The organism is Streptomyces sp. NPDC002490 (genome assembly GCF_040296045.1).
Classification (GTDB): Bacteria; Actinomycetota; Actinomycetes; order Streptomycetales; family Streptomycetaceae; genus Streptomyces.
Genome location: NZ_JBEOWM010000026.1, coordinates 61,051 through 87,047, shown reverse-complemented (window position 1 = coordinate 87,047; position 25,997 = coordinate 61,051). Strand labels below are relative to the sequence as shown.

Annotated in this window: 25 protein-coding genes, 1 tRNA gene and 1 pseudogene; 12 read left to right on the top strand and 15 right to left on the bottom strand. The window is 72.6% G+C overall.

Annotated features, from left to right (window positions below):
• Positions 1-46 precede the first annotated feature (46 nt).
• The 13 genes and pseudogenes from ABT092_RS18605 to ABT092_RS18545 all read right to left on the bottom strand — a co-directional run bounded on the left by ABT092_RS18605 (position 47) and on the right by ABT092_RS18545 (position 13,493).
• The gene (locus ABT092_RS18605; RefSeq protein ID WP_351245112.1) at positions 47-334 is read right to left on the bottom strand and encodes a muconolactone Delta-isomerase; all 288 of its coding nucleotides are present in this window, start codon (positions 332-334) and stop codon (positions 47-49) included.
• A gap of 53 nt (positions 335-387) precedes the next feature.
• Entirely contained in the window at positions 388-1,872 is a 1,485-nt protein-coding gene (locus ABT092_RS18600) for an aldehyde dehydrogenase family protein (protein ID WP_351245110.1), read from the bottom strand.
• Positions 1,869-2,900 (bottom strand): oligopeptide/dipeptide ABC transporter ATP-binding protein, encoded by a 1,032-nt coding sequence (locus tag ABT092_RS18595; RefSeq protein ID WP_351245108.1) that lies wholly within the window; start codon positions 2,898-2,900, stop codon positions 1,869-1,871. The genes ABT092_RS18600 and ABT092_RS18595 overlap by 4 nt, the downstream gene beginning before the upstream one ends.
• Positions 2,897-3,910 carry an ABC transporter ATP-binding protein gene (locus ABT092_RS18590; protein ID WP_351245106.1) on the bottom strand — a complete coding sequence of 338 codons (1,014 nt, stop codon included), beginning with the start codon at positions 3,908-3,910 and terminating at the stop codon, positions 2,897-2,899. The genes ABT092_RS18595 and ABT092_RS18590 overlap by 4 nt, the downstream gene beginning before the upstream one ends.
• A gap of 14 nt (positions 3,911-3,924) precedes the next feature.
• Positions 3,925-4,875, bottom strand: coding sequence for an ABC transporter permease (locus tag ABT092_RS18585; protein ID WP_351245104.1), 951 nt, complete (start codon positions 4,873-4,875; stop codon positions 3,925-3,927).
• A gap of 19 nt (positions 4,876-4,894) precedes the next feature.
• Positions 4,895-5,827 carry an ABC transporter permease gene (locus ABT092_RS18580; protein WP_351245102.1) on the bottom strand — a complete coding sequence of 311 codons (933 nt, stop codon included), beginning with the start codon at positions 5,825-5,827 and terminating at the stop codon, positions 4,895-4,897.
• Positions 5,828-5,840: 13 nt separating this feature from the next.
• On the bottom strand, positions 5,841-7,475 hold the full coding sequence (locus ABT092_RS18575; protein WP_351245100.1) for an ABC transporter substrate-binding protein: 1,635 nt from the start codon (positions 7,473-7,475) through the stop codon (positions 5,841-5,843).
• A complete protein-coding gene (locus ABT092_RS18570; protein ID WP_351245098.1) occupies positions 7,472-9,076 on the bottom strand; it encodes a phytoene desaturase family protein in 1,605 nt (534 codons plus the stop codon). The genes ABT092_RS18575 and ABT092_RS18570 overlap by 4 nt, the downstream gene beginning before the upstream one ends.
• 36 nt (positions 9,077-9,112) lie before the next feature.
• Positions 9,113-10,096 (bottom strand): dipeptidase, encoded by a 984-nt coding sequence (locus ABT092_RS18565; RefSeq protein ID WP_351245096.1) that lies wholly within the window; start codon positions 10,094-10,096, stop codon positions 9,113-9,115.
• A 66-nt stretch (positions 10,097-10,162) separates the two neighbouring features.
• The gene (locus ABT092_RS18560) at positions 10,163-10,891 is read right to left on the bottom strand and encodes a maleate cis-trans isomerase family protein (protein WP_351245094.1); all 729 of its coding nucleotides are present in this window, start codon (positions 10,889-10,891) and stop codon (positions 10,163-10,165) included.
• Positions 10,892-11,405: 514 nt separating this feature from the next.
• Positions 11,406-11,886: pseudogene (locus tag ABT092_RS18555) on the bottom strand (transposase); the annotation flags it as partial.
• Positions 11,887-12,009: 123 nt separating this feature from the next.
• Positions 12,010-12,849: an IclR family transcriptional regulator gene (locus tag ABT092_RS18550; RefSeq protein ID WP_351245092.1), complete on the bottom strand. Its 840-nt coding sequence runs from the start codon at positions 12,847-12,849 to the stop codon at positions 12,010-12,012.
• 567 nt (positions 12,850-13,416) lie between these two features.
• A tRNA-Pro gene (locus tag ABT092_RS18545) sits at positions 13,417-13,493 on the bottom strand.
• Between the two features lie 125 nt (positions 13,494-13,618).
• Here ABT092_RS18545 and ABT092_RS18540 point away from each other — a divergent pair.
• The 4 genes from ABT092_RS18540 (at position 13,619) to ABT092_RS18525 (ending at position 17,343) form a co-directional block, all read left to right on the top strand.
• Complete coding sequence (locus ABT092_RS18540) at positions 13,619-14,161, top strand: DUF309 domain-containing protein (RefSeq protein ID WP_351245090.1); 543 nt, start codon at positions 13,619-13,621, stop codon at positions 14,159-14,161.
• An 88-nt stretch (positions 14,162-14,249) separates the two neighbouring features.
• A complete protein-coding gene (locus tag ABT092_RS18535; protein WP_351245088.1) occupies positions 14,250-16,319 on the top strand; it encodes an MDR family MFS transporter in 2,070 nt (689 codons plus the stop codon).
• Positions 16,320-16,456: 137 nt separating this feature from the next.
• The gene (locus ABT092_RS18530) at positions 16,457-16,738 is read left to right on the top strand and encodes a heavy-metal-associated domain-containing protein (protein WP_351245086.1); all 282 of its coding nucleotides are present in this window, start codon (positions 16,457-16,459) and stop codon (positions 16,736-16,738) included.
• 128 nt (positions 16,739-16,866) lie between these two features.
• Positions 16,867-17,343 (top strand): Lrp/AsnC family transcriptional regulator, encoded by a 477-nt coding sequence (locus ABT092_RS18525; protein ID WP_351245084.1) that lies wholly within the window; start codon positions 16,867-16,869, stop codon positions 17,341-17,343.
• A 25-nt stretch (positions 17,344-17,368) separates the two neighbouring features.
• Here the strand turns inward: ABT092_RS18525 and ABT092_RS18520 are convergent, their stop codons facing one another.
• Entirely contained in the window at positions 17,369-17,854 is a 486-nt protein-coding gene (locus tag ABT092_RS18520) for an Lrp/AsnC family transcriptional regulator (RefSeq protein WP_351245082.1), read from the bottom strand.
• A 76-nt stretch (positions 17,855-17,930) separates the two neighbouring features.
• The gene (locus ABT092_RS18515) at positions 17,931-18,062 is read right to left on the bottom strand and encodes a hypothetical protein (protein ID WP_351245080.1); all 132 of its coding nucleotides are present in this window, start codon (positions 18,060-18,062) and stop codon (positions 17,931-17,933) included.
• A gap of 45 nt (positions 18,063-18,107) precedes the next feature.
• Here ABT092_RS18515 and ABT092_RS18510 point away from each other — a divergent pair, with 45 nt between their 5' ends.
• The 8 genes from ABT092_RS18510 to ABT092_RS18475 all read left to right on the top strand — a co-directional run bounded on the left by ABT092_RS18510 (position 18,108) and on the right by ABT092_RS18475 (position 25,949).
• Entirely contained in the window at positions 18,108-18,980 is an 873-nt protein-coding gene (locus ABT092_RS18510; protein ID WP_351245078.1) for an ABC transporter permease, read from the top strand.
• Positions 18,977-19,774 (top strand): ABC transporter permease, encoded by a 798-nt coding sequence (locus ABT092_RS18505; protein ID WP_351245075.1) that lies wholly within the window; start codon positions 18,977-18,979, stop codon positions 19,772-19,774. Before ABT092_RS18510 ends, ABT092_RS18505 begins: the two co-directional genes overlap by 4 nt.
• Before the next feature lie 72 nt (positions 19,775-19,846).
• Positions 19,847-20,920, top strand: coding sequence for an ABC transporter substrate-binding protein (locus ABT092_RS18500; protein ID WP_351245073.1), 1,074 nt, complete (start codon positions 19,847-19,849; stop codon positions 20,918-20,920).
• Between the two features lies 1 nt (position 20,921).
• Positions 20,922-22,034 carry an ABC transporter ATP-binding protein gene (locus tag ABT092_RS18495; RefSeq protein ID WP_351245071.1) on the top strand — a complete coding sequence of 371 codons (1,113 nt, stop codon included), beginning with the start codon at positions 20,922-20,924 and terminating at the stop codon, positions 22,032-22,034.
• Between the two features lie 55 nt (positions 22,035-22,089).
• A complete protein-coding gene (locus ABT092_RS18490) occupies positions 22,090-22,890 on the top strand; it encodes a carbon-nitrogen hydrolase family protein (protein WP_351245069.1) in 801 nt (266 codons plus the stop codon).
• Positions 22,891-22,898: 8 nt separating this feature from the next.
• Positions 22,899-23,564 carry an RraA family protein gene (locus ABT092_RS18485; protein ID WP_351245067.1) on the top strand — a complete coding sequence of 222 codons (666 nt, stop codon included), beginning with the start codon at positions 22,899-22,901 and terminating at the stop codon, positions 23,562-23,564.
• Between the two features lie 49 nt (positions 23,565-23,613).
• Positions 23,614-24,333, top strand: a complete 720-nt coding sequence (locus ABT092_RS18480) for a 3-keto-5-aminohexanoate cleavage protein (protein ID WP_351245065.1) — start codon at positions 23,614-23,616, stop codon at positions 24,331-24,333.
• Between the two features lie 218 nt (positions 24,334-24,551).
• Positions 24,552-25,949 carry a cellulose binding domain-containing protein gene (locus tag ABT092_RS18475; RefSeq protein WP_351245063.1) on the top strand — a complete coding sequence of 466 codons (1,398 nt, stop codon included), beginning with the start codon at positions 24,552-24,554 and terminating at the stop codon, positions 25,947-25,949.
• Positions 25,950-25,997 lie beyond the last annotated feature (48 nt).

Sequence of the window (25,997 nt, the reverse complement as noted above, 5' to 3'; positions counted from 1 at the left end):
TCGGGCCCGGTCGGCGCGGCGTCCCCGAAGGGCGCACTTCCTTTCGTCAGGCGTCGGGCAGCGGGTCCACCGGGTGTTGGGCCAGGGCGTGCACGGTCACGTCCATCCAGGGCCACACCGGCAGCGAGGAGATGATCGCGTGCAGCTCGGTGGCGTCGGCCGCGCGCCACAGCCCCCAGTTCTCGGTGCGGCCGGGCACCCGCCACATGCGGACGAGGTGGCCGGCTTCGGCGAGTTCGGCGGCGCGGCGGCGCTCGGCGGTGGAGACGGCGTCCTTGTGGGCGGGGTCCATGTCGTGGGGCCAGACGATGTGGATGTTGACGAGGAATTCCATGGTGTCCTCTCCGGACGGGTCGGGGGGCGGAGCTCGGTGGATGGGTGGGGCGGTCAGTCGCCGAAGGGGTCGACGGGGGTGCCGTGCTCGGTGACGACCGACTTGGTCTGGAGGAATTCGTGGACGGCCTCGACGCCGTTCTCCCGGCCGATGCCGGACTGCTTGTGGCCGCCGAACGGCACGGACCAGTGGAGCAGTCGGTAGGTGTTGACCCAGACGACGCCGGCGTCGAGCCGTCCGGCCAGCCGGTGGGCGCGGGCCCCGTCCCGGGTCCACAGGCCGGCGGCGAGGCCGTACTCCAGCGAGTTGGCGAGGGCCACGGCCTCCTCCTCGGTGGTGAAGGGCTGGACCGTGGCGACGGGGCCGAAGACCTCTTCGCGGCAGACCGCCATCCCGGCCCGTACGCCGGCGAGGACCGTCGGCAGGTACCAGAAGCCGCCTTCGGCGTCGGGCCGGCGGCCGCCGGTCACGGCACGGGCCCCGTCGCGCACCGCGTCGTCGACGTACCCCTCGACCCGGGCGAGCGCCGCGGCCGACGCGAGGGGGCCGACGTGGGTGCGCGGGTCCCCCGGGTCGCCCACCCGCAATGCGTCCACGGCCTCGGCGAAGCGCTCCAGGAACGCGTCGTACACCTCGGCCTGGACGAGGATGCGCGAGCCGGCGACGCAGGTCTGTCCGGCGGCGGAGAAGGCGCCCTGGCGGGCGGCGGTCACGGCGGCGTCGAGGTCGGCGTCGGCGAAGACCAGGTGCGCGGACTTGCCGCCGGCCTCGCAGACGTAGCGCTTCATGCCGGCCGCGGCGCGGGCGCCGATCTCCCGGGCGACGGCGGTGCTGCCGGTGAAGGTGACCATCGCGACGTCGGGGTGGTCAGTGAGCAACCGGGCTTCCTCGGCTCCCCCGATGACCGTGTTGACGACGCCGGGCGGCAGGCCCGCCGCCAGGGCGAGTTCGGCGAGGCGGACGGAGGACGCGGGGGCCTGCGGCGGGGGTTTGAGGACGACGGTGTTGCCGGCGGCGAGGGCGGGGGCGAGCTTCCAGGACCCGAGGGAGAGCGCGCCGTTGAACGGGGTCAGGGCCGCGACGACGCCCAGCGGCTCCTGCCGGACCACCGCGTGCGCCGTGGCGCTGAGGGTGCGGGCGCGGTCCTCCAGGGTCTCGGCGACGCCCGCGTAGTAGCGGTACCAGCGGGCGAGGGCGGACACCTCGGCGCGCGTGGCGGTCAGCGGCTTGCCGTTGGCGAGGGTCTCCAGGGCGGCGAGTTCGTCCCGGTGGTCGGCGAGCACGTCGCCGAGGCGGTGGAGCAGGTCGGCGCGGGCGTGCTGGGGCAGCCCGCCCCAGGACGGCGCGAGGAGCGCGGTGCGGGCGGCGGCGACGGCGGTGTCGACGGCGGCGGGGTCCTGGTGCGCGGTGCCCCAGGTCTCCCCCGTCGCGGGATCCACCAGGGGGACCGCCGTGCCCGCGGCGGGCGTCCTGCGCCCGCCGGCGTACGACGTCCACACCGGGGCGGGCGGGGTGGGGCGGCTGTCGGCTCGGGTCATGGTGTCGGGGTCCTTCCGGTCAGTGCGGTGCGCACCTCGGGCGCCGCGTGGTGGTGGCACGCCACGGTGCTCCCGCCCGCGTCGGTCGGCGGCGGGGCTTCGGTGCGGCAGAGGTCGGTGGCGAAGGGGCAGGCCCGCTGGAAGCGGCAGCCGGGCGGCGGGTCGGCGGGGTCGGGCGGTTCGGTGCGGATGCGGGCCCCCGCGCCGGGCGCGGGCGCCCGGGGGTCGGGCACGGGCACGGCGGCCAGCAGGGAGTGGGTGTACGGGTGGCGGGGCGCGGTGAACACCTCGGCGCACGGGCCGCTCTCCATCACGCGACCGCCGTACATGACGACGACGTGGTCCGAGATGTGCCGCACCACGCTCATGTCGTGGGAGATGAAGAGGAAGCTGAGGTCGCCGTCGCGGCAAAGGTCCTTGAGGAGGTTGACGATCTGGCCCTGGACGCTGACGTCGAGGGCGGAGACGATCTCGTCGCAGACGACGATGCGGGGTTCGACGGCGAGGGCGCGGGCGATGGCGGCCCGCTGGCGCTGTCCGCCGGAGAGTTCGTGCGGATGGCGGTCGGCGAGTTCGGGGGCGAGTCCGACGTGGCCGAGCAGTTCGACGGCGCGGGCCGCGGTCCTGTCCCGGGGGACGGTGCGGTGGACGTGGACGACCTCGCGGACCGTGGCGCCGATGGTCATCCGCGGGTTGAGGCTGGCGTACGGGTCCTGGTGGACGATCTGGACCGTACGGGGCAGGGACTTGTCGGCACGCAGCTCGGCGAGGGGACGGCCCTCGATGAGGACACGGCCCGCGGCGAGCGGGGAGAGGCCGACCAGGGCACGTCCGGTGGTGGTCTTGCCGCTGCCGCTCTCGCCGACGATCGCGACGATGCTGCGGGCGGGGACCGTGAAGGAGACGCCGTCGACGGCGCGCACGGTGCCGGTGGTGCGGCGCAGCACTCCGGTGCGGACGGGGAAGCGGACCTCCAGCTCCTCGACGGTGACGGCGGGGGGCGGCTCGGCGGTCGCGGCGGTGCTCATGCGGGTGCTCCTGCGGGGTGCGGCTCGCCGGCGGCGGGCGCGGGGTAGGGGCAGCGGACCTCGTGCGTGGAGTGGGCGCCGGGCGGGGCGACGAGTTCGGGTACGGCGTCGGCGCAGTCGGGGCGCGCCCGGCCGCACCGCGGCTGGAAGGCGCAGCCGGGCGGCGGGGACGCGGGGTGGGGCGGGAAGCCGGGGATGGCCGGCAGCCGGTCGACCTGACGGTCCATCCGGGGGACGGCGGCCATCAGGGCACGGGTGTAGGGGTGGGTGGGGCGGTCGAAGAGTTCGGTGGTGGGTGCGGCCTCCACGATCCGGCCGCCGTACATGACGGCGATGTGGTCGGTGACCCCGGCGACGACGCCCAGGTCGTGGGTGATCAGGACGAGTGCCGTGCGCAGTTCGCGGCGCAGTCGGTCGATGAGTGCGAGGACCTGGGACTGGATGGTGACGTCCAGGGCGGTGGTGGGTTCGTCGGCGATCAGGAGGCGGGGCTCGCGGCTGACGGCCATGGCGATGAGGACGCGTTGACGCATGCCGCCGGAGAGTTGGTGGGGATGGCTGCGCAGGCGTTCGCGCGGGCCGGGGATGCCGACGAGGTCGAGGAGTTCCGCGCAGCGTGCGACGGCGGCACGGCGGCTGTACCCGTCGTACCGGATCAGGGGTTCGGCCATCTGACGGCCGACGGTCATCGCGGGGTTGAGGGCGGACAGGGCGTCTTGGGAGACCAGGGCGATGCCGCTGCCCCGTACCTCGCGCAGCTGCTTCGGGGCGAGGCCGGTGAGGTCGCGGCCGTCGAAGCGGATGCGGCCGGAGACTTCGGCGCCCTGGTGGCCGAGGAGTCCGAGGACGGCCAGCACGGTCTGGCTCTTGCCGCAGCCGGACTCTCCGACGATGCCGAGGGACCCGCCTTCGGCGACGCGGAAGGAGACGTCCCTGACGGTCTGCACCGGGGCGGCGCCGGGGCGGTCGCGGTAGGCGACTTGGAGGTGTTCCACTTCGAGGACGGACACGTCGGTGCCTCTTCCTAGGCGAGCTTGATCTTGGGGTTGAAGTACGCCTGGAGGACGTCCACCAGGAAGTTGATGAGGACGAAGGCGACGGCGATCATCAGGATTCCGCCCTGGACGAGGGGGATGTCCCGGGTGGACACGGCCTGGTGGAGCGCGAGGCCGAGGCCGGGCCAGGAGAAGACGGTCTCGGTGAGCACCGCGCCGCTGAGCAGGAAGCCGGCCTGGAGTCCGATGACGGTGACGACGGCGGGCATCGCGTTGGGCAGGACGTGGCGGGTGATGACGCGGAACTCGCCGACGCCGCGGGAGCGGGCGGTGCGCACGTAGTCGTTGCCGATCACCTCCAGCACCGCGGAGCGGGTCATCCGGGCGATCACCGCGAGGGACCAGGCCGCCAGGGTGATCACCGGCAGCACCAGGTGGGCGGCGACGTCGAGGACTCCCCCGTCGCCGCCGATGGAGGTCATGCCGGTGGCGGGGAGCATCCGCAGTTGGAGCGCGAAGACGACGATCAGCACCAGGCCGAACCAGAACGAGGGCACGGAGTTGAAGAAGAGGACGAGGACGTTGAGTCCGCGGTCCCGCAGGGAGCCGGGCTTCATGGCGGCCCAGGTGCCGATCGCCACGCCGGCGACGGTGGCGAGGACGATCGCGGTGCCGGAGAGCAGGGCGGTGTTGAGCAGCCGGTCGGAGAGCACCTCCGACACGGGCCGGCCGAAGGAGAGGGAGCGTCCGAGGTCGCCGCCGAGGAGGTTGCCGAGGTAGGTGAAGTAGCGGGAGATGGCGGGTTCGTCGAGGCCGAGGTCCGCCCGGAGGGCTTGTCGGTCCTCCTCGGTGGAGGTGGGGCCGAGCAGGGCGGTCGCCTGGTCGCCGGGGATGATCTGGCCGAGCCCGAAGGTGGCGACGGTCACCCCGAGGACGACGGGGATCATCTGGAGCGCCCGGCGCAGGGTGAAGGTCAGCATGGCGCGTCTCCTGGACTGTTCACGATCGGCTCCACCGGGTGCGGAGGATGCCGGGGCTGGCGCTGCCGGTGGACCGCTTCCGGCGGCTGCGGGGGTCGAGCCGGTCCCGTGCGCCGTCGCCGAGGATGTTGAACCCCACGGCCAGGACGACGATGACGAGCCCGGGGACGGTCGCCACGTGGGGCGAGGTGACCAGCAGGGCGCGGCCGCCGCTGAGCATCTGGCCCCAGTCGGGGGCGGGCGGTTGGGCGCCGAGGCCGAGGAAGGCGAGGCTGGCGCCGAGGATGACGTTGCGTCCGGTCTGGAGGGTGGCGAAGACGGTCAGGGGGCCGAGGAGGTTGGGGGTGATGTGGCGCAGGGCGATCCGGCGGTGGCCGTAGCCGAGGGCCGCCGCGGCTTCGACGTAGCTCTCCTGGCGCAGGGACACCACGCTGCCGCGGACGATGCGGCCGAACTCGGGGACGGTGACCACGACCATGGCGATGACCATGGAGGTGAGCCCGGGGCCGAGGGCGACGCCGATGCCGAGGGCGAGCAGGATGCCGGGGAAGGAGAACATCACGTCGAACACGCGCATCAGCACGCTGTCGAGCCAGCCGCCGACATAGCCGGCGAGGAGTCCGAGGAGCCCGCCGATCAGCAGGGCGAGCAGGGTCGGCACGACCGCGACGAGCAGGGCGAGCCGGGCGCCGTGCATGAGCCGGCTGAGCACGTCCCGGCCGACTTCGTCGGTGCCGAGGAGGTGTCCGTCGCTGAGCGGGGCGAGACCGATCGCGGCCGGGTCGGTGGCGAGCGGGTCGGCGGGGGCGAGCCAGGGCGCGAACAGGGCGACCAGGACGGCGACGGCGACGATGCAGCCGCCGACGGCCGTGGCGGCGTTGCCGCCGCCGACCGCCCGCAGGCGGACGCGCCAGGGGGTGCGGGATGTTGCGGGTGCCGCAGTGGCCTTCATGGCAGGGCTCTCCTCACCGGCGGCGGATGGTCGTGTAGTCGATGTAGACGGACGGGGCCGGGACGACGCCGTCGACCTTGCGGCTGAGCAGCCGCGGCAGCCGGTCCTGGTAGAGGAAGACCCAGGGCGCGTCGACCGCGACGGCGTCGGCGGCCCGGCGGTACAGGTCGGTCCTGGTTGCTTCGCGGGGTTCGGCGCGGGCCTCGTCGAGGAGGGCGTCCACGGCGGGGTTGCGGTACCAGCCGCGGTTCACGCCGTTGGGCGGGTGGAGCGTGCCGCCGAACATCCGCTCAAGGAAGTCGGCGGCGTCCGCGCCGGTGGTCCAGCCGTTGAAGGAGCCGTGGACGCCCTTCTTGTATCCGGCGCCCTCCTCCGCGACGAGCGAGGCGAACTCCATGTACTGGACCTCCAGCTTGACGCCGACCGCCTTCAGGTCCTGCTGGATCAGCGACATGATCTCGGTGGCCTGGGAGAAGCCGGGGCCGCTGTCGGGGGCGAGCAGCCGCAGCCGTACGGGCGTCGGCACGCCGCTCTCGGCGATCAGCCGCTTGGCGAGGGCCGGGTCGTGGGCATAGCAGCCGTCGGCGGCCGGGTCCGCCCGGTACGCCTCGTTGCCGCGCGGCAGCGGGCCGTGCGAGGGCGCGACCTGGCCCGCGGTGAGGGTGGCGATCGCCGCCCGGTCCACGGCGTGGTTGAGGGCCCGGCGCACGAGGGCGTTGTCGGTGGGGGCGGTACGGGTGTTGAGCCGGAGGAAGTACTGGTTGGCGGGCTCCGGGTACTGGACCGTCATCGTGCCCTGGCCGGCGAGTTGCCGCACCTGTTGGGCGCCGGCGCTGAGGATCGCGTCCACCTCGCCGGTCTGGGCGGCGATGGCGAGGGTGGTCGGGTCGCTGACGGACTCGACGATGATGGTCTCGGTCCGCGGGACGCCGCCCCAGTAGGAGTCGTTGCGCTGGAGCGTGATCCGTTTGCCGTGGTCGGCCGCGCGCTGTCGGAAGGGGCCGGTGCCGACGGGGTGCAGGCCGACGTCGTCGGGGGCGTGGGCGCGCAGCGCGGCCGGGCTGACGAGCGACATGCGCCGGTCGGTGAGGAGCCGGAGCAGTCCGGCGTACGGCTTGGTGAGCCGCAGCGTCACGGCGTGCGCGCCGTTGACCTCGACGCGTTCGATCCAGCGGCTGAGGAACTTCATGTTGCCGGCGGCGGTGGCGTCGTACACGGGTGACTTCTTGTCGAGGATCCGGTCGAAGTTGGTCTTCACGGCCCCGGCGTCGAAGGGGGTGCCGTCGCTGAAGGTGACGTCCTCGCGCAGCGCGAGGACGTAGGTGCGGGCGTCCGGGGACACCTGCCAGGAGGTGGCGAGGGCGGGCCGCAGCGCGGGCGCGCCGTCGGTCTCGGTGCTGAGGTCCTCGCGGACGAGGGGGTCGAAGAGGGCGTCGACGACGCGCAGGCCGACGGTGCCGGAGAGGCGGTGCGGGTCGAGTACGGGGATCTCGCCCTCGGCGCCGATGACGAGGGTGTCCGGGTCGCGGCCGAAGGCGGCCGGCGCGGCGCAGCCGGTGAGCAGCAGCGCGGCGGCGACCAGGGCGCCGAGGGCGCGGCGCAGGGGTGGGCGGGGCCGGCCCGCGCGGTGGGTGGTGGTGGGTCTCATGAGTGCGGCCTTTGCTCGTGGGCGAGATCGCCGAGGACCGTCGTGGCGGCGTTCCTGCCGGGCGTGCCGGTGACGTATCCCCCGGGCCAGGTGCCGCTGCCGCCGAGGTAGAAGCCGCGCAGCGGAGTACGGTAGCCGGCGACGGACGGGTGGGGGCGGGCGCCGAACAGTGCGGCGGGGAGCATGTCGCCGTGGGTGATGTTGCTGCCGAGCAGGCCGAGTTCGGCCTCGATGTCGACGGGGTTCATGAAGCGGCTGTCCACGATCCGGTCGGCGATGCCGGGCATCAGGGCGTCGAGCCGGGCGACGCAGCGGCGGCCGAACTCCTCGGTGCGCCGGGCGTTCCAGGGGCCGTCGTGCGGGCGGTAGGGGGCGTGCCAGGCGTTGACGCTGATCAGCTGGGTGGTGCCGGGGGTGAGGGCGGGCGAGGTGAGGGTGGGGGTCAGGCCCCACATCAGGGGTTCGGCCGAGGCGCGGCCGTCCAGTGCGGCGCGTACGGCCCGTTCGACCTCGGCCAGGGAGGAGCCGAAGCGGAACTGGCAGGCGCGCACCGCGTCGGGGTGGGCGTCCTTCGGCAGCCCGGCGTACGAGGGCAGGGAGTCGACTTCCAGCACCAGCTTGAAGGCGGAGCCCCGCATGGGGGTGCTCAGCACCCCGTCGCGGACGGCGGGGTCCATCGCGCCGTCGTCGAGGAGGTCGCGGAAGAGGTGGACGGGGTTGACGGTGGAGATCACCCGGGGTGCGGTGAACTCCTCTCCGGCGGGGGTGACGACGCCGCGCACACCGAGCGGTCCGTGGAGCACCCGGGCCACGGGGGTGTTCGTGCGCACGTCCACCCCGTGCTGTCGGCAGGCACCGGTCAGTGCGTCGACGATGGCGCTCATCGAGCCGACGGGGAGCCCGGTGGAGCCGCGGAGCGCAGTGCGCTCCGCGGCGTCCGGGGCACTGGCGCCGGCGGCGGCGAGCGCGAAGGGGCGCATCATCAGGCCCACCGCGGTGCCCGGGGCGGACGGTGGGACGAGTTGGGCGTTCAGCGCGAGCAGCGCCAGCAGGGCCTTCGCCCGGTCGGAGCGCAGGTGCTCGTCGAGCAGTTCGGTGAGCGAGCCGTCGAAGACGGCGTCGAAGAGCCGTAGGTCCACGGGGTCGGACAAACGATTCCTCAAGTGTTCCGGATCCGGTGGCGGGGTGTCGAGCCGGACTCCGAGACGGGCGCCGAGGCGTTCGAGTCCGGCGATCAGCGCGCGGTAGCGGGCGGCCTCGCCGGGGGCGAAGGCTTCCAGTTGGGCGTCCACCCGGGCCTGGTCGCGCCAGCCGACGAAGCACCCCTCGTCGAAGTGGTGCACCACCGTCGGGTCGACCCGGACGAACCGCAGCCCGTGGCGCGCGAGGTCGAGTTCGGCGACGACGGCCGGGTTGAGCGAGCCCGGCGAGTTGGTGAAGGCGAGGCGGCGGCCCGGCAGGAACTCGTAACCCCCGCAGGGTCCGCCCGGCGTCGACCGGGCTTCCAGGAGCGCGACCTTCAGCCCCGCGCGCCCCAGGTAGGCGGCGGTCACCAATCCGTTGTGGCCGCCGCCGACGACGACTGCGTCGTAGTGGTTCATCTGCGGCTCGCCCTCCTGCTGCCGTGGCCGTGCACGTCAGCTCCGGGCGGCGGGGGCGAAGCCGGCCTCGAACAGGTCCGCCCAGTTCCCGCCGGAGATCCGCTCGACCTCGGCGGCGGTGAACCCGCGCTCCAGCAGCCGCTGCCGGACGGCGGCGTACCCGCGGCCCGCCGCGTACCAGTCGGGGAACTCGACCGGGCCGGAGATGGGGACCATCGGCTTGCGGCTCCACCGTCCCTGCCGCCACCAGTGCAGTTCCTCGTCGCCATGCCCGGCGTAGTAGTCGGAGCCGAATCCGACGTGCTCCACTCCGATCAGCTCGACGGTGTGGGCGACCATGTCGCAGAAGCGGTCCACGGTGCAGTGGACGCCGTCGGGGGCGATGCGCGGGTACATGCTCAGCCCCACCACCCCGCCCGAGGCAGCGGTCTGCTTGAGGACGGTGTCGGACTTGTTGCGGAGCGCGAGTTCCACGGCCTCGCCGACGAAGGCGCGGGGGTTGGCGTGGGTGACGGCGACGGGCCGCTCGGACGCCTCGATCGCCTCCAGCGAGGTCCGCTCGTTGCAGTGCGAGATGTCGACGACCATGCCGACCTGGTTCATCTCCCGGATGAGGTTGATCCCGTAGGTCCGGGAGAGCCCGGCGTCATCGCCCTCCCAGCAGCCGGCGCCGGCGGAGTTCTGGGTGTTGTAGGTGAGCTGGGCGATGCGGACGCCGGCCTGGTGGAAGGCGCCGACGAGGTCGAGGTCGTCCTCGAAGGGGCTGCTGTTCTGGAAGCCGAGGACGACGGCGGTGCGTCCCTCGTCCGCGGCGCGGTGGAGGTCGGCGGCGGAGCGGCCCTCGCGCAGGAGGTCCGCGTTCTCGGCGAGCAGGCGCTGCCAGCGGCCCACTTCGCGCATGGTCTCGGTGGAGTCCTCCCAGATCGCGACGGTGGCGTGGATCGCCGTGATGCCGGCGGCGTGCCACTCCTCGAAGCGCTCCCGGGACGGCTTGACGAACTGCAGTGCGTCGACGAGCACGACGTGCTCCTCCTCAGGTTTCGGTGGGTACGGATGAGGGCCGGCTGCCCGGTCGGGGCCGCGCGGTCAGCAGTCGGCGATGCCGCCGAGCCGGCCCAGCGCGGGAAGTTCGTCGCGCAGCCCGAGCAGGCGCAGCGCGCGCCACAGCGACGCCTGGTTGCTGGTGACCACCGGCACCCCGGTGTCCAACTCCAGGTAGGGCAGCACCTCGAAGGTGCGGAAGGTGCCGCAGGAGATCAGCAGGGCGTCCGCGTCGGGCGCGGCGCGGTGGAGTCGGCGGCCGAGCCGGTAGGCGCTGTCGGCGTCGTGGACGCTGGCCTCGTACGGGTCGGTGATCTGGAGCCCTTCGACGACCGGGACCTCGAAGCCGACGGCGGCGAGGTAGGCGCACAGTGCCTCGTTGACCTCGTCGGTGTAGATGCTGCCGACGGCGACCGAGGTCGCGCCGACCGCGCGCAGGGCGTCGACCTGGGCTTGCATCATGGTGAGGGCGGGGATCCCGGTCTCCTCGGTGATCTGCGCGACCACCTTCTCGTCGGTGCCGGGGCCGGGGATGAAGGTGCCGGGGGCCCCGCACTGCACGATGAGGTCCACCTTCGCCGTGGCCAGTTGCCGCGACGCCTCCAACACCTGGGACATCATCGTCTCCAGGCCCTCGGCGTCCACCCTGGGGACGATGGTCCGGGCGTCGGCGAAGGCCACCCCCACCGGGGCGACGGAGCGCCATTCCTCGGCGCCTTCGATCGCGGTCGCCGGACGAATCTGTCCAATACGGGCACGCCAGCCAAGCAGCATACGGATCGGCTCCTCATGGTTGTCGTCCGAGCGGCCCGCGAGAGCGCTGGGCGGTGGCGTCGGACGGTGGAATCGCTTCGGTCTGCGGGTCCAGGAGGGGCGGGGCGGCGCTGCCGGGGTCTGCCGTGCGGAGCGCCCCACCCAATCTGGGACAGTGGACCAGATCTGCTGGGACAACGTACCCACGGCTTTCGAGACAGGTCAATGGGCAGGACGGAAGCAATGAATGCGCCATATCGCGTCGACGTTCGGCCAACGGGCGCGGGCTCGGCGGCGCGGCAACCGCGCGCGGCGGCTCGACGCGTCAGATACCGGGGGGAACGAAGCCGCCCACTGGCCGCTGGAGGCGTCAACCGCGTTGCAGGCAAGGGCCGTTGGGGACGGCGATTACCGCGCCCCGACCCGCTCGCAAGATCGGCAGGACGGACCCCCTCCCGTGCCGGCGAAGCCTCGTGCGCTGCCCTGTGCGGGTGGACTTGGGCGCCGACTCCCACAGGCATGAGGCCGGTCCGAGCATTGGTCCTCTGGCTGGTTCGCGGAGCCAGAGGATCGGTGAGGCCAGGACGACCCCAGCGCGGTGGTGGTCGGCGCGCTGGTCGAAGCGGGTGGAGGTGGCGCGGAACTGCTTCAGGCGTGCGAAGCAGCGTTCGACCGCGTTTCGGTCGCGGTAGAGGGCCGGTCGAATACGGGTAGCGGGCCGGGCAGGGCCCCGCGCCGTCGGCGGTTGTCCGCCTGGTCGCGGCACTTGGGGATCGTGACGGCGATGCCCTGCGCCGCAGCAGGTGACGGATCGCCCGGCGGGAATAGGCATGGTCGCCCAGCACGCGCTCCGGCGTCCTGCGCGGGCGGCCCGAGACGGCACGCGGGACACGGATCCCGCCGAGTACCTGGCCGGACATGGTGGCGTCGTTGACCTTGCCCGGCGTGAGCACGATCGACAGCGGCAGGCCGCGACCCTCGACGGCCAGGCGGACGACCACGCCCGTCCACCCGCGGCAACAAGGGCTCCATCCGCCCCCACGCCACGTCCGTCAACTCTCCCCGACCCGCCACGAGATCAATCATCAGACAGTCTTAGGGCGGCCACGTCCACACGCACGCGACTCGGCGGACCCGCTCTAGCGCCAGCGGACGGTGATCTCGGCCGCGGCGGTCCGCAGCACGGGCACGAGTTCGGCCATGCGCTCGTCGGTCATCCGCGCCTCCGGGCCGTAGATGCTCAGCGCCGCGACGACGCTGCCCTGGACGCCGAGCGGGACCGCGACCCCGCACCCGCCGGCGATCCACTCCGCCCGGCTGATCGCGTACCCCCGCTGCCGCGCCGCGTCGATCCGCGCCACCGCGGCCTCGACGTCCACCTCCACGTCGGCTTCGCCGCGGGCGTGCTCCGCCACCAGCTGACGGGCCCGCTCGGGCGTCAGCATGGACAACAGGACCCGTCCGGTCGCCCCGGAGAAGAGCGAGTAGGGCCGCCCCACGCCGGTGATCAGACGCAGCGGCTGGGGGCTCTCCGCCTCGTAGACGGTCACCCGGCGGCCGTCCACGATCGTGGAGACGCACGCCGTCTCGCCGGTCACCGCGGCGATCCGGGACGCCGTGGCCGAAGAGGCCCCGACGAGGTCGCTGTTGGCCGCGTGCCGCCAGGCGAGGGTGAGTGCCGCGGGGCCGATGACGTACTTGCGGGTGCCCTCGTCCGCGACGGCGAGCCCCTCGCGCTCCAGCGACACGAGGATGCGCTGCACGGAACTCTTGCTGATCACCAGATCCCGGCTCAGCTCCCGCACCCCGCGCGGCCGATCGGCCTCGGCGATGGCCTTGAGCACCTGGATGGCGTGGTCGACGATCTGCACCGTGCCGGCGGCGCGCGCGACGGAACCGGCCGGATCGCCCTGCGCGTCGTGGCCGGCGGGCCGACGGTCGGCGCCTTCGGGAGCCGCGGAATCAGGTGCTGTCGCCATGGACGCGGCAATCCCCCTCATGGGCACGGGCAGGAACGCGGCGGGGCGCCACGCCGGACTCCGCGCTCCACCAAAACCGCAGTATCACACAGCCGGTACGGCCCCTGACAATGCCGCGGGGAGCAGGAACGCCGGTGGGACCACGCTTCTCCTCCCTCCCACCGATGAGTCCTCCGGCGCCGCACGGTCGACCCTTCGTGGGCAACCGCCCGCGGACGAACGAAGTGGGAGCAGTTCCCTGGGGCAGCGGGTCGTGGTCGATTTCGTGTCCCTGGACGGCGTCATGCACTCCGTCCCGTCCGCGGACGGGGACCGGGACGGCGGCTTCGACGAGGGCGGCTGGGTACTGCCTCACGTCGACGACGAAGTGGAGCGGTTCATGAGCGGGGCAGCGTGCCGGCGTCGGCGCGCTGCCGCTGCGCTGGGCCGTAAGACCCCCGTCCGCGCACCCCTCAGTCTGGCCGTCCAGCCCGCCCCCGGACGACATCGCCAGACCACCTGGTCCCCAAGAACAACGAAAAGGCGGTACCGGATTCCTCCGATACCGCCTACGACCTGCGAAAACGCTGGTCGGGACGACAGGATTTGAACCTGCGACCCCTTGACCCCCAGTCAAGTGCGCTACCAAGCTGCGCCACGTCCCGATGCGCTTCCCGCGGTGTCCCGCGTGATCACGCAGGAAGAACTCTACCGCACCCGGAACGGTGCCCCCGCCAAGGCCGCCGGGGCCTCCTGGCAGGGGGCGCCGGGCGGGCGGGACAATCGATGGATGGACGAGGACACGGCCCCGGGGGTCCGGGGAGGCGGGTCGGCCGGCAGGCGGGACCGGGACGAGGACGGGCGGGCGCGGAACGCTCGCCCGCGGGACGGTCTGGGGCGTCCCCTGCCCTACGGGACGGCGGGGGTGGCCCGGCAGCCGGAGGGGGTGGTCCGGACCCCGGAGGTCACGGTGGCGGAGGCGCAGCGGTTGCTGGACGCGGGCATGCCGTTCCATGCGCACGAGGTGTTCGAGGACGCGTGGAAGAGCGGCGCGGCGAGCCTGCGCCCCCTGTGGCGGGCCCTGGCACAGCTCGCGGTGGGGCTCACGCACGGGGCGCGGGGGAACGCGAGGGGTGGTGCGCGGTTGCTGCGCCGGGGAGCGGCGGGGATCGAGGGGTGGGTCCGGGGGCCGGACGGGGCACCGCGGCCCTGCGGGCTGGACCTGGCCGGGTTGGTCCGCTGGGCGCGGGGGCTGGCGGACGCCCTGGAGGCGGAGCCGGACCGTCCGCTGGAGGCGGTGCGGGACGCGCCGCGGCTCACCGCGGCGGGGTGAGCCGGGTCGGCTGACGGCTGCGGGCGGGCGTCACCGGGACGGATGGCCCCGGGTGCGGGCGGGCGGCGGGGGTGTGACGCTGCTGTGCGTGACCACCACCGACGTCCCGGCCGCGGCGGACCCCGCCGGAGCGCCCGCCACGCCGGTCCTCGACCGTCGTGGTCGCAACGTCGTCTTCGTGACGATCGTGCTGGGGATGCTCCTCGCGGCGCTGGACCAGACGATCGTGGGGACGGCGTTGCCGACGATCGTGTCGGACCTCGGTGGCGGCGACCACATGTCGTGGGTGGTGACCGCCTACCTGTTGGCGGAGACCGTCGCCACGGTGTTGGTGGGCAAGTTCGGCGACCTGTTCGGCCGCAAGATCGTCTTCCAGGTGTCGACGGTGGTCTTCATCGCGGGGTCGTTCCTGTGCGGGCTGGCGACGAACATGACGCTGCTCATCGTGTGGCGCGGGGTGCAGGGGGTCGGGGCGGGCGGGTTGATGGTGACGTCGATGGCGTTGATCGCGGACGTCATCCCGTTGCGGGAGCGGGGCAAGTACCAGGGGGCGATCGGGGGCGTCTTCGGGGTGGCGACGGTCATCGGACCGTTGCTGGGCGGGTTGTTCACCGACCATCTGACGTGGCGGTGGGCGTTCTACGTGAACGTGCCGATCGCGATCGTGGTGGTGATCGCGGCGGCGCGGACGATTCCGGTGGTGCGGGCGGCGACCCGGCCGGTGATCGACTACCTGGGGATCGCCCTGGTCGCGGTCGGGGCGAGTGCGGTGATCCTGGCGACGAGTTGGGGCGGCAACGAGTACGCGTGGAGTTCGGGGCTGGTCATCGGGCTGTTCGTGGGCGGGGTGGTGGCCCTCGGGGCGTTCTGCCTGGTGGAGGCCCGGGCGGCCGAGCCGATGCTGCCGATGCACCTGTTCCGCGATCCGGTGTTCACGGTCTGTTCGGTGCTGAGTTTCATCGTCGGGTTCGCGATGCTGGGCGCGATGACGTTCCTGCCGACGTTCCTCCAGTACGTCGACGGGGATTCGGCGACGGTGTCGGGGGTGCGGACGCTGCCGATGGTCGTGGGGCTGCTGATCGCGTCCGTCTTCAGCGGCAGCGTGGTCAGTCGGACGGGGCGCTACCGGGTGTTCCCGATCGTGGGGACGCTGGTGACGGGGGCGGGTCTGTACCTGCTGTCGCTGATGGGGAGCGGGACGAGCACCTGGCTGTCCTCGCTGTACATGTTCGTGCTGGGGACCGGCATCGGTCTGTCGATGCAGGTGTTGATGATCGCGGTGCAGAACACCGTCGCCTACGCCGATCTGGGGACCGCGACCTCGGGGGTGACGTTCTTCCGCACCTTGGGGAGTTCGTTCGGCACGGCGGTCTTCGGCACCATCTACGCCAATTCCCTGGGGCCGAACCTCTCCGCCGGGGTGGCCGAGGCCGTCCGGGTCGGCGGGGTGGATCCGGCGGTGGTGGGTCGGGCCGCGACGAGTCCGCAGGAGTTGCACCGGTTGCCCGCCGAGGTGGCGGCGCCGATCGTGCAGGGGTACCAGGACACCTTGCAGACGGTGTTCCTGTGGACGGTGCCGGTCGCCCTGGTGGGCTTCCTGGTGGCCTTGTTCCTGCGGGAGGTGCCGCTGCGGGACAGCGCGCGGATGTCGTCGACGGACATGGGCGAGGGTTTCGCCCGGCCGTCGCCCTGCGACAACCAGAAGCTGTTGGAGACGGCGGTGGCGCAGGTGCTGCGCACGGCGGGCCCCGAAACCGCGCGGCGGATCGTCGCCGGTTCCGACACCCGGCTCGATCCGGCGGGCGCCTGGGCGGTGATGGAGGTCGAGATGCTCCACCGGTTGGTGGGGCACGCGAGCCTGGGGTTGATGGCGACCCGGCGCCACATGCCGCCGGAGGTGTTGGTGCCGGTCTTCGAGCGGATGGTGGCGGAGGGGTACCTGACGCGGGACGGTTCGCTGTTCTCGCACACGGCGGCCGGGGAACGGGAGGCCGCGGTGATCACCCGGGCGTGGGCGGCGTGGTTGGACGAGCGGTTGGAGCACGAGGGCGGACGGCCCCCGGACGCCGCACTGCGGGCCGCGGTGGACGGCATCTCCAAGCGGTTGTTGACGGAGGACATGTCGGGGGTGCTCTCGGCGCGGGCCGCGCAGGGGTGACCGGGGCCGAGGCGGGCCGGACCGCCCTTGCCTCACATACCCAGTGGGGGTATAAATATCGAGGGCGGAGGGATACCCCCCGGGGGGTCCCGGGCTCCTCTCCGTCCCCACTCACCCATCTCCAGGAGGAAACCACCATGTCGTCCTGCTGCTCCACCGACGGCACCTGCTCGACCGGCGGCACCACCGTCGAGATCACCGACGGTCGCACCACCGTCTACCAGGTGTCCGGCATGACCTGCGGCCACTGCAAGTCGTCGGTCACCGAGGCGGTGGGCGCGCTGGAGGGCGTGCGGTCCGTCGAGGTCGACGTGGCGAGCGGCCGGGTCACGGTCATCACGGAGGCGGAGCCGGACGACGCCTCGGTGTCCCGCGCCGTCGAGGAGGCCGGGTACGAGGTCACCGGCCGGGCGGCCTGAGCCCTCGCCGACAGACAGGCCCCCGTCCGCCCGACGGAGTCCACGCGCCCTCCCGGACCGGACGTCCGGGAGGGCGCGGGCGTCGGTGCACCGATCGCCCCGTCCGACGGGTGTGCCATGGTGGAGGCGTGCTCGACGACATCGACCGCAGGATCGTGCAGGCGCTGACCCGCGACGGCCGGACCCCGTACACCGGTCTCGCCCGGGACCTCGGCGTCTCCGAGACCACGGTGCGCCAGCGGGTGGCGCGGCTCCAGGACAGCGGGGTCCTCCGGATCGTCGCCCTGTGCGATCCGTTGACCATGGGCCACCAGTCGGTGCGCCTGATGATCCGGGTGCGGGACCTGACCCCGCGCGCCGTGGCCAAGAGCCTCTCCGGCATGCCGATGATCAACCACGTGGCGCTCTGCGCGGGCAGCCAGGACATCTTCCTGGAGGGCACCTGCCGCGACCAGGCCCAACTCGTCCAGCTGCTGGACGACATCCGCATGCTGCCCGGGGTGTCCCGGGTCCAGGTGCTCCTGCTGCTCGAACTCTTCAAGGACTACTCCTGGAGCGGGCTGGCCAGTGCGGTCGGCCAAGGCGTCACCGCAGAACAGGGCTGAAGCGCTCCGCGGGCAGCACGCCCCCTCAGCCCGGGATGATCCGCTCCCCCGACCGCACCGGCACCTCCCGGAAGCCGGCCCACAGGTAGGAGTCCTTGATGACCTCCAACACGGTGAGCGCTTCCGCGTGGGCCACCCCGTTCACCCGCCGCACCCGCTCGGTCAACAACTCCGCCAGGTGTGCGAGGTCGCGGCAGCGCACGTCCACGATGAGGTCGTAGGGGCCGACGCAGGACGCCACGTAACGCACCTCCGGCATCCGGGACAGTTCACGCGCCACCAACGCCACGGGCACGTGGTGGACGCGCACCGCGAGGTGCACCTCCATCTCCCCCATCCGCACCGCATCGGTCATGCCCACCACCTGGAGCACGCCCTTGCGCTGGAGCCGCTGGTAACGGGCGCGCACGGACGCCTCGGAGAGCCCGACCGTGCGCCCGATCTCGGCGAACGAACGCCGCCCGTCCACCCGTAGCTGGTCGATGATCTGTCGGTCCAGGTCATCGATCACGGGACACCTCCGAGAGAGTGGGTGGTCTATGCACCAATGATCCCCCGTGCTGTCAAGGTCCCCCTTGGAGGAACGCTCACAGCGCGAGATCCGTGGAAATCACCCTCGCCTTCCACGGAATTCGTTTGTCCTTCATCTTTCCGGCCACTGGCGCATCGTCGACGCTGTTCTCCATCACGCCCCGCCCCGGACCCAGGAGAACGCGCATGCACTCGACCCCTCCGCCCGACCGGACCGGCCGCCGGACGCCCCGGTGACGGCGGCCGCACCGCGCACCGCGGGCCGGGCGGCCGTCACCACCGCCCTGCTGGCCCCGGCCGGCATCACGGTGGTCGGCCTGGTCCTGGTGCCGCTCGTGCTCGTGGTGCGCAACAGCTTCGCCACCTCGGACGCGTACGGCAGCGTGACGGGCGGGTTCACCCTCACCCACTACCAGGACCTGTTGGAGCCGATCTACCTCAAGGTCTTCGGGTACAGCCTGGGCATGGCCGCCCTCAACACGGCGGTCTGCCTGGTGCTGGGCTACGTCGTCTCGTACTACATCGCCAGCCGGCCGCCGCAACGGCAGATGCTGCTGCTCCTGCTGATCATCGTCCCGTTCTGGACGGACTTCCTGGTCCGGACGTTCGCCTGGATCAACCTCCTGAGCCCGAGCGGTCCGGTCAACAGCCTCACCGACGCCATCGGCCTCACCGACGGGCCCACCCAGTGGATACCGAGCCAGGGGGCGTCGTTCATCGGCCTGGTGTACGCCTTCCTGCCCACCGCGATCTTCCCGATCTACGCGGCGCTGCGCGGGGTGGACACCTCGCTCGGCGAAGCCGCCCGGGACCTCGGCTGCGGCTGGTGGCGGGTGCACGGCCGGGTGCTGCTGCCCATCGCCCGGCCCGGGATGCTCGCGGCGGCCCTGCTCACCTTCATCCCCACCCTGGGCGTCTTCGTCATCCCGGTCCTGCTCGGCGGCGGACGCGACCAGCTGGTCGGCAACCTGATCGTGACCCTGTACACCGAGTTCCGCAACCAGCCCATGGGGGCCGCGGCCTCCGTGATCCTGCTGGTGCTCATGGTGGCCTCGATGGCGGCGTTCGGACTCGCCGCCCGGCGGCTGAGGAGGAAGACGGCATGAAGCACGCCCTCGACACCGTGACCGCCTGGCTGGCCCGGGGCGTCATCGCCTTCCTGTACGTCCCCATCGTCGTCGTGGTGGTGCTGTCCTTCAACGACTCCGAGGTGACCTACCAGTGGGCGGGCTTCTCCACCCGCTGGTACGGCTCCCTCGCGGAGAACACCGAACTCCTGGCCGCACTGCGGGTCAGCGCGGAGGTCGCCCTCCTCTCCGCGACCCTGGCCACCCTCTGCGGACTGCTGTCCGCCATGGGCATGGCCCGGCTGGCCCGCCGCTGGAAGGCGGTGTTCTCCGGCGGGCTCTTCCTGCCGCTGATCATCCCGGAGATCGTGCTGGGCGTGGCCCTGCTCTCCGTCTTCGGGGCGATGAACGCCACCCTCGGGATGACCACCCTGGTCCTCGGACACCTGGTGGTGACCCTGCCCTACGCCTCGCTCATCGTCCTCGGCGCCCACAACGCCCTGGACCCCTCCCTGAAGGAGGCGGCGACCGACCTGGGCTGCGGCCCCTGGGAAGCGTTCCGACGGGTGACCCTGCCGCTGCTGCGCCAACCCCTGCTCGCCGCCTGGCTGCTGTCGTTCACCATCTCCTTCGGCAACATCGTGATGTCGACCTTCACCAACGGCATCGGCTCGACCACCCTGCCGCTGCGCGTGTACTCGATGCTCAAGGGCGGCCTCACCCCGGAGATCAACGCCCTCGGCACCCTGCTGGTGCTGTTCACCCTGCTGATCATCGTCGGCGTCGGCATGCGCCAGATGCGTCAGGTGCTCCTCGGCGGCAAGCGCGGCTAGCGCCTCGTCGGACCCGTCCCACCCCCGTCCCCCTGCCGGCTCCCTCACCGGCCTCGTGAAAGGCACGCCCTCATGCGCAAGAAGAGCCTCTCCAGAACCGTCCTGGCCGCCTCGGTCGCCACCGTCACGGCCCTCGTCGTCACCGGCTGCGCCGGCTCGGACGGCGGGTCCGGGGGCGGGGGCAAGAAGCTCAACGTCTACGCCTGGGCCGGGGAGATCCCCGAGTCGGTGGTGAAGGCGTTCGAGAAGGAGACCGGCATCGAGGTCACCCTCGACACCTTCGACAGCAACGAGACCATGACCGCCAAGCTGAGCTCCGGATCGGCCGGCTACGACCTGGTCGAGCCCAGCCAGTACACGGTGCAGCAGCTCATCGGGCAGAAGCTGATCCGGCCCCTGGACCACTCCCGCATCAAGGGGCTCGACAACCTCGCGGAGAAGTTCCGGGACCCCTCCTACGACCCGGGCAACAAGTACAGCGTCCCGTGGATCTGGGGCACCACGGGCCTGGCCTACAACGACACCTGCATCGACTCCGCGGACAGCTGGCAGACCCTCTTCGACGCGGAGCACAAGGGCAAGGTCTACATGCTGGACAACATGCTCGCGGCCTACATCGCCGGCCTCCAGATCACCGGCTCCCGCGCGACCAGCACCGACGAGGGCGAGATCGCCGCCGCCACCGAGGCCCTGGAGAAGCAGAAGGACCTCCTGGCCGGCTACAACTCCACCAACTACCCGCAGCTCCTGGCCAGCGGGCAGGCGTGCGCCGCCCAGGCGTGGAGCGGCACCGCCATGGCCAAGGTCGTCGCCGCCAACGAGAACGTCCACTACGTCATCCCGAAGGAGGGCGGCTCGATCTGGACGGACGGGCTGTCCATCCCCGAGGGCGCCAAGAACACCGACGCGGCGTACGAGTTCATCAACTTCACGCTGCGCCCCGAGATCGCCGCCATGGCCACCGACGACGGCGGCAGCGCCAGCACCAACGCCAAGGCCCGCGAGCACATCAAGGACAAGAAGGCGCTCGACAACCCGGCGATCTACGCCTCCGACGCCTCCATCGCCAAGGCCGACTTCCTGCTCGACCCGGGCACCGCCATGAAGCACTTCCAGCAGGGCTGGACCAAGGTGAAGGCGTCCTGACATGACGACGACCGTCAACGAAGCGAGCGGCACGGAAGCGGGGTCCGCCCCCGCGGTGCGCCTGGTCGGGGTGGGCAAGTCCTTCGACGGGACCCCGGCCGTCCGGGACGTCACCCTCGACATCCGCCCCAACGAGTTCTTCTCGATCCTCGGCCCCTCGGGCTGCGGCAAGACCACCCTGATGCGGATGATCACCGGGTTCGAGACGCCCACCGAGGGCACCGTGGAACTCGGCGGGGTCCCCGTCGCGGGCGTGCCCCCGCACAAGCGCGACCTCAACATGCTCTTCCAGAGCTACGCCCTGTTCCCCCACCTCAACGTCCACGACAACATCGCCTTCGAACTGAAGGTGCGCAGGTCCCGGCCGAAGGCGGAGATCGGCGCGGCCGTCCGGGAGGCCCTGGCCCTGGTGCGGCTGGAGGGGTACGGCGACCGGACCGTGGCCCAACTCTCCGGCGGGCAGCGGCAGCGCGTCGCGATCGCCCGGGCCCTGATCGGACGCCCCTCGCTGCTGCTCCTGGACGAACCCCTCGGCGCGCTCGACCAGAAGCTGCGGGCCGAGATGCAGGTGGAGCTGAAGAAGATCCAGCGCGAGGTCGGCGTCACCTTCGTCACGGTCACCCACGACCAGGAGGAGGCCCTGACCATGTCCGACCGCATCGCGGTCATGGACGGCGGGCGGGTCCTCCAGGTGGACACCCCGGAGGCGATCTACGAGCGGCCCGCCACCCGTTTCGTCGCCGACTTCATCGGCACCTCCACCCTGTTCACCGGCACCCTCACCGCCGGCCGGCTCGACGTACCGGGCCTCGGCGACCTCGCGGTTCCGGACGGCCACGGGCTCGCCGACGGCAGCGAGGCGCACCTCGCGGTCCGCCCGGAGAACGTCCGCCTGGCACCGGCGGGCACCGTCCCGGACGGGGCCGAGGTCACCGTGGCGGGCACCCTCCAGCAGGTCGTCTACCTCGGCAACGCCACCCGCTACCACCTGGCGCTGAGCAGCGGCGGCGCACTCGTCGCCGAGGCCCGCGGCGCGGACGCCAGCGGACTGGCACCGGGCGCGCCGGTGACTGCGGGCTGGGCGGTCCGGCACGGGCGGGTGCTCGCCGAGTGACCCGCCGCCCGCTCCCCTCCCCCGCACCGATCCCCACCACCAAGGAGACCCGGCCGTGAAGGTCGCAGCAGCCCAGTTCGCCCCGACCGCCGACCCGGCGGCCAATCTCGCGGTGATCGAGGAGATGACCCGCGAGGCCGCCGCGGGCGGCGCCCGACTCGTCGTCTTCCCCGAGGAGTCCATGGTCCCCTCGGACGCCGACGAGACCGCCGGCACCCCCCTACGGGAGCTCGCCGAGCGGCACTGGCCCGCCTTCCTCGACGGGCTCGCCCGGATCGCCGCCGACCACGGGATCGCGCTGATCGCCGCCGGGTTCGAGGACAGCGGGGAGGCCCTCCCCTACAACACCATCGCCGCCGTGGACGCGGGCGGCGAGGTCCTCGGCCTCTACCGCAAGATGCACCTGTACGACGCCTTCGACTACCGGGAGTCGCAGAAGATCCAGCGCGGGGACACCGGCCCGGTCGTCGTCCGCATCGGGGACTTCAACGTCGGCCTGGTGAACTGCTACGACGTCCGCTTCCCCGAGTTCACCCGGTCCCTGGTCGAGATGGGCGCCGATCTGCTGTCGGTGTCGGCGGCCTGGGTCAAGGGCCCCCTCAAGGAGGACCACTGGACGACCCTGCTGCGCACCCGGGCGATCGAGAACACCTGCTGGGTGGTGGCCTCCTCGCTCACCACCCCGGACTGCATCGGCATGAGCATGGCCGTCGACCCGCTGGGGGTCGTCCGGGCCGCCCTGGGCGAGGAGGAGCGGTCGCTGCTCCTCGTCGACGCCGACAAGGACCGCATCGACCGGGCCCGCACCGTCCTCCCGGTGCTCCGCAACCGCCGCATCATCATCGGACCGAGGTGACCTGCCCCATGCCGCTCGACATCCGCGCGCTCCCGGCCCCGGCCGACGCCGCACTCCTCGCCAAGCTGCGCCGGGTCGACTTCCCGACCCTCGGCCACTACCTGGAGGAGGGGTTCTGCGCCCCGGAGCTCCAGCGCATGGCCGGTACGGAACGGCTGATCGGCCGGGCCGTCACGGTCCGGACCACCGCCACCGACTCGACCCTGCTGCACCACGCGGCCGGGCTGGTGGAGCCGGGTGACGTGGTCGTCGTCGACTGCGGCGGAGACCGCCGGCACGCCCCGCTCGGCGAGGTCGTCGCCAACGCCCTGGCCTCCCGACGCGCCGCGGGCGTGGTGGTGGACGGACTGTGCACCGACGTCGACGCCCTGCGCACGCTCGACCTGCCGGTCTACGCCTACGGCCGCACCCCGCTCACCACCAAGCTGCACGGCCTCGCCGACGGTTCGCTGTGCGCCCCGGTGGTCTGCAGCGGGGTGCCCGTCCACCCCGGTGACCTGGTGCTCGGCGATGCCAACGGGGTGATCGTCGCCCCCGCCGAGCGGCTGGCCGCCGTCGTCGACGAGGCCCTCGCCGACGACGCCGAAGAACCCGCCCTGGTGGCGCGGCTCTGGCAGGGCGAACCGCTGGGTTCGCTCACCGGCGCCACCGACACCCTCCAGCGGCTGTCCTGATCCTGCGGGCACCCGCTCCCCCACCACACCCCACGAAAGGCGAAACCCCGTGTTGCTCAAAGCCGCCGTCAACGGCGGACGCTCGAAGGCCGAGCGGCCCGCCGTCCCGCTCACCCCGGCGGAACTCGCCGCCGACACCGTCGCGGTGCTCGTGGCCGGAGCGGACGTGGTCCACTTCCACGTCCGCACCCCGGACGGCGGTCAGACCATCCGCCCCGACGCCCTGGCCGAGGTCCTCACCGCGATCCGCGCCGCGGCCCCCGACGCCGTGGTCGGCACCACGACCGGACTGTGGACCTGCTCCGGTCCCGCCGAACGGTACGAACTGGTCCGGGCGTGGACGCAGTTGCCGGACTTCGCCTCCGTCGCGTTCAGCGAGGAGGGCGCCGCGGAGACCGCCGTCCTGGTACGGGAGCGGGGCATGGTCCTGGAGAGCGCGGTGTGGACCCGCGAGGACGTGCCGCGACTGCTGGCCTCCCCCACCCTGCACGACAACGTGCGCATCCTGATCGAACCCGTCGAGGAGGACCCGGTGCGGGCGGTCGTCGAGGCGCGGGCCATGGCCGCGCAGGTCCGGGCGGCCGGGGTGGCGTGCCCCATCCTGTACCACGGCGACGGTCCCACGGTCTGGCCGTTGGTCCGGGCCGCCATCGAGGACGGGCACGAGACGCGGGTCGGCTTCGAGGACGGCATCGCCCTGCCCGACGGGGCACCCGCCGCCGACAACGCGGCCCTGGTGCGGGCGGCACGGGCGCTGGCCGCCGGCTGACGGCCGCTCACGCCCCGGGCCGTCCCCCCACCGGGGACGGCCCACCCGGTCGGGGGTACGGCACGGTGCGAACCGGGACGGGCCGGACTCGATCATCTCGCCCTTCGTACGGGGGAGTTGAAACGCGTCAGGTGTTCCGTACGATCACGCGGGTGCCGTCCCGCCCGCGGGCGGGCGGCCCGTTGGTCCCAACCGTTCAGGAGAGGCGGCCCCCACCCGTGAGAAGACCCCCACGCACCCGGTTGCGCAACGCCGTCGCCGGGGCGCTCGCCACCGCCCTGGCCGGCATCGGCCTCGCGGCGCTCCCCACCACCGCGCACGCCGCCGGCGGCGGACTCGTGGTGCAGTACCGCACCGGCTCGACGGCTGCCAGCGCCTCCCAGGCGGCACCCTCGTTCCGGGTGCGCAACACCGGCCCGACCGCGTTGCCCCTCCAGCAGGTGACGCTCCGGTACTACTTCAAGGCCGACTCGGCGCAGGCCGGGTACCGGTTCGCCTGCGACTGGGCCGTGAAGGGCTGTGCCAACGTCACCGGCACCTTCGGCACCCCCGCCCACCCGACGGCCACCGCCGACCGCTATCTGGAGGTCGGCTTCACCGCGGGCGCCGGTTCGCTGGCCGCCGGCGCCGACACCGGGGACGTCCAGCTCCGGTTCCACCGCACCGACTGGCAGCAGCTGACGCAGAGCGACGACCACTCCTTCGACGCCGGGCGGACGGCCTACGCCGACTGGCCGAAGGTCACCGCACGGGTGGCCGGCACCACCGTCTGGGGCACCGAGCCCGGCGGAGCCACCGAACCGCCGCCCGGGCAGGTGCTGTTCGACGACTTCTCCTACACCTCCCGCACCGACCCGCGGCTCGCTGCGAACGGCTGGCAGTTGCGGTCCTGGGCGGGCGGCCCCGGCGTGCCGGGCGCCACCTGGTCCCCGGAGCACGTCTCCTTCTCCGAGCAGGGCGGCTCCTCGCTGATGACGCTGAAGGCGGGCACCGCCGGCACCTCGGCGAGCACCGGCCAGGCCGAGATCTCCACGACCTCGATGAAGTTCAGGAACGGCACCTACGCGGCGCGGGTGAAGTTCGCCGACGCCCCCGTCCAGGGCCCGGACGGGGACCACGTCGTGCAGACGTTCTTCGCCATCAACGACCTCAAGGCGCCGATGGCCGACGACTACGCCGAGTACGACTTCGAGTACCTGCCCAACGGCGGGTGGGGGGAGACCTCGAACGCCTTCTTCACCACCTCCTGGGACACGTACCACCCGGTGACCGGGGACGCCGTCAAGACCTACACGGTGGCCCGCAGCAGCCATGACGGCTGGCGCGACCTGGTGTTCACCATCGACGGCAACGACATCCGGTACTACGTCGACGGGCAGCCGTTCGGCACGCACGGCGCCGGCTTCCTCCCGGAGCGGGGCATGCTGATCAGCTTCAACCAGTGGTTCACCGACCTGACCGGGCAGACCGGCACCGAGCCGCGGTCCTACGAGCAGCAGGTCGACTACGTGCTGCACGTCAAGGACCAGGTCCTCACCCCGGCCCAGGTGGCCACCCGGGTCGGCGCGTACCGGGCCGCGGGCACCGCCTTCACCGACACGGTGACTGCGGGCTGATCCGCCCCGCGGGGCGATCCGGCGGTCCGTTCGGTCCCCTTGGACGTG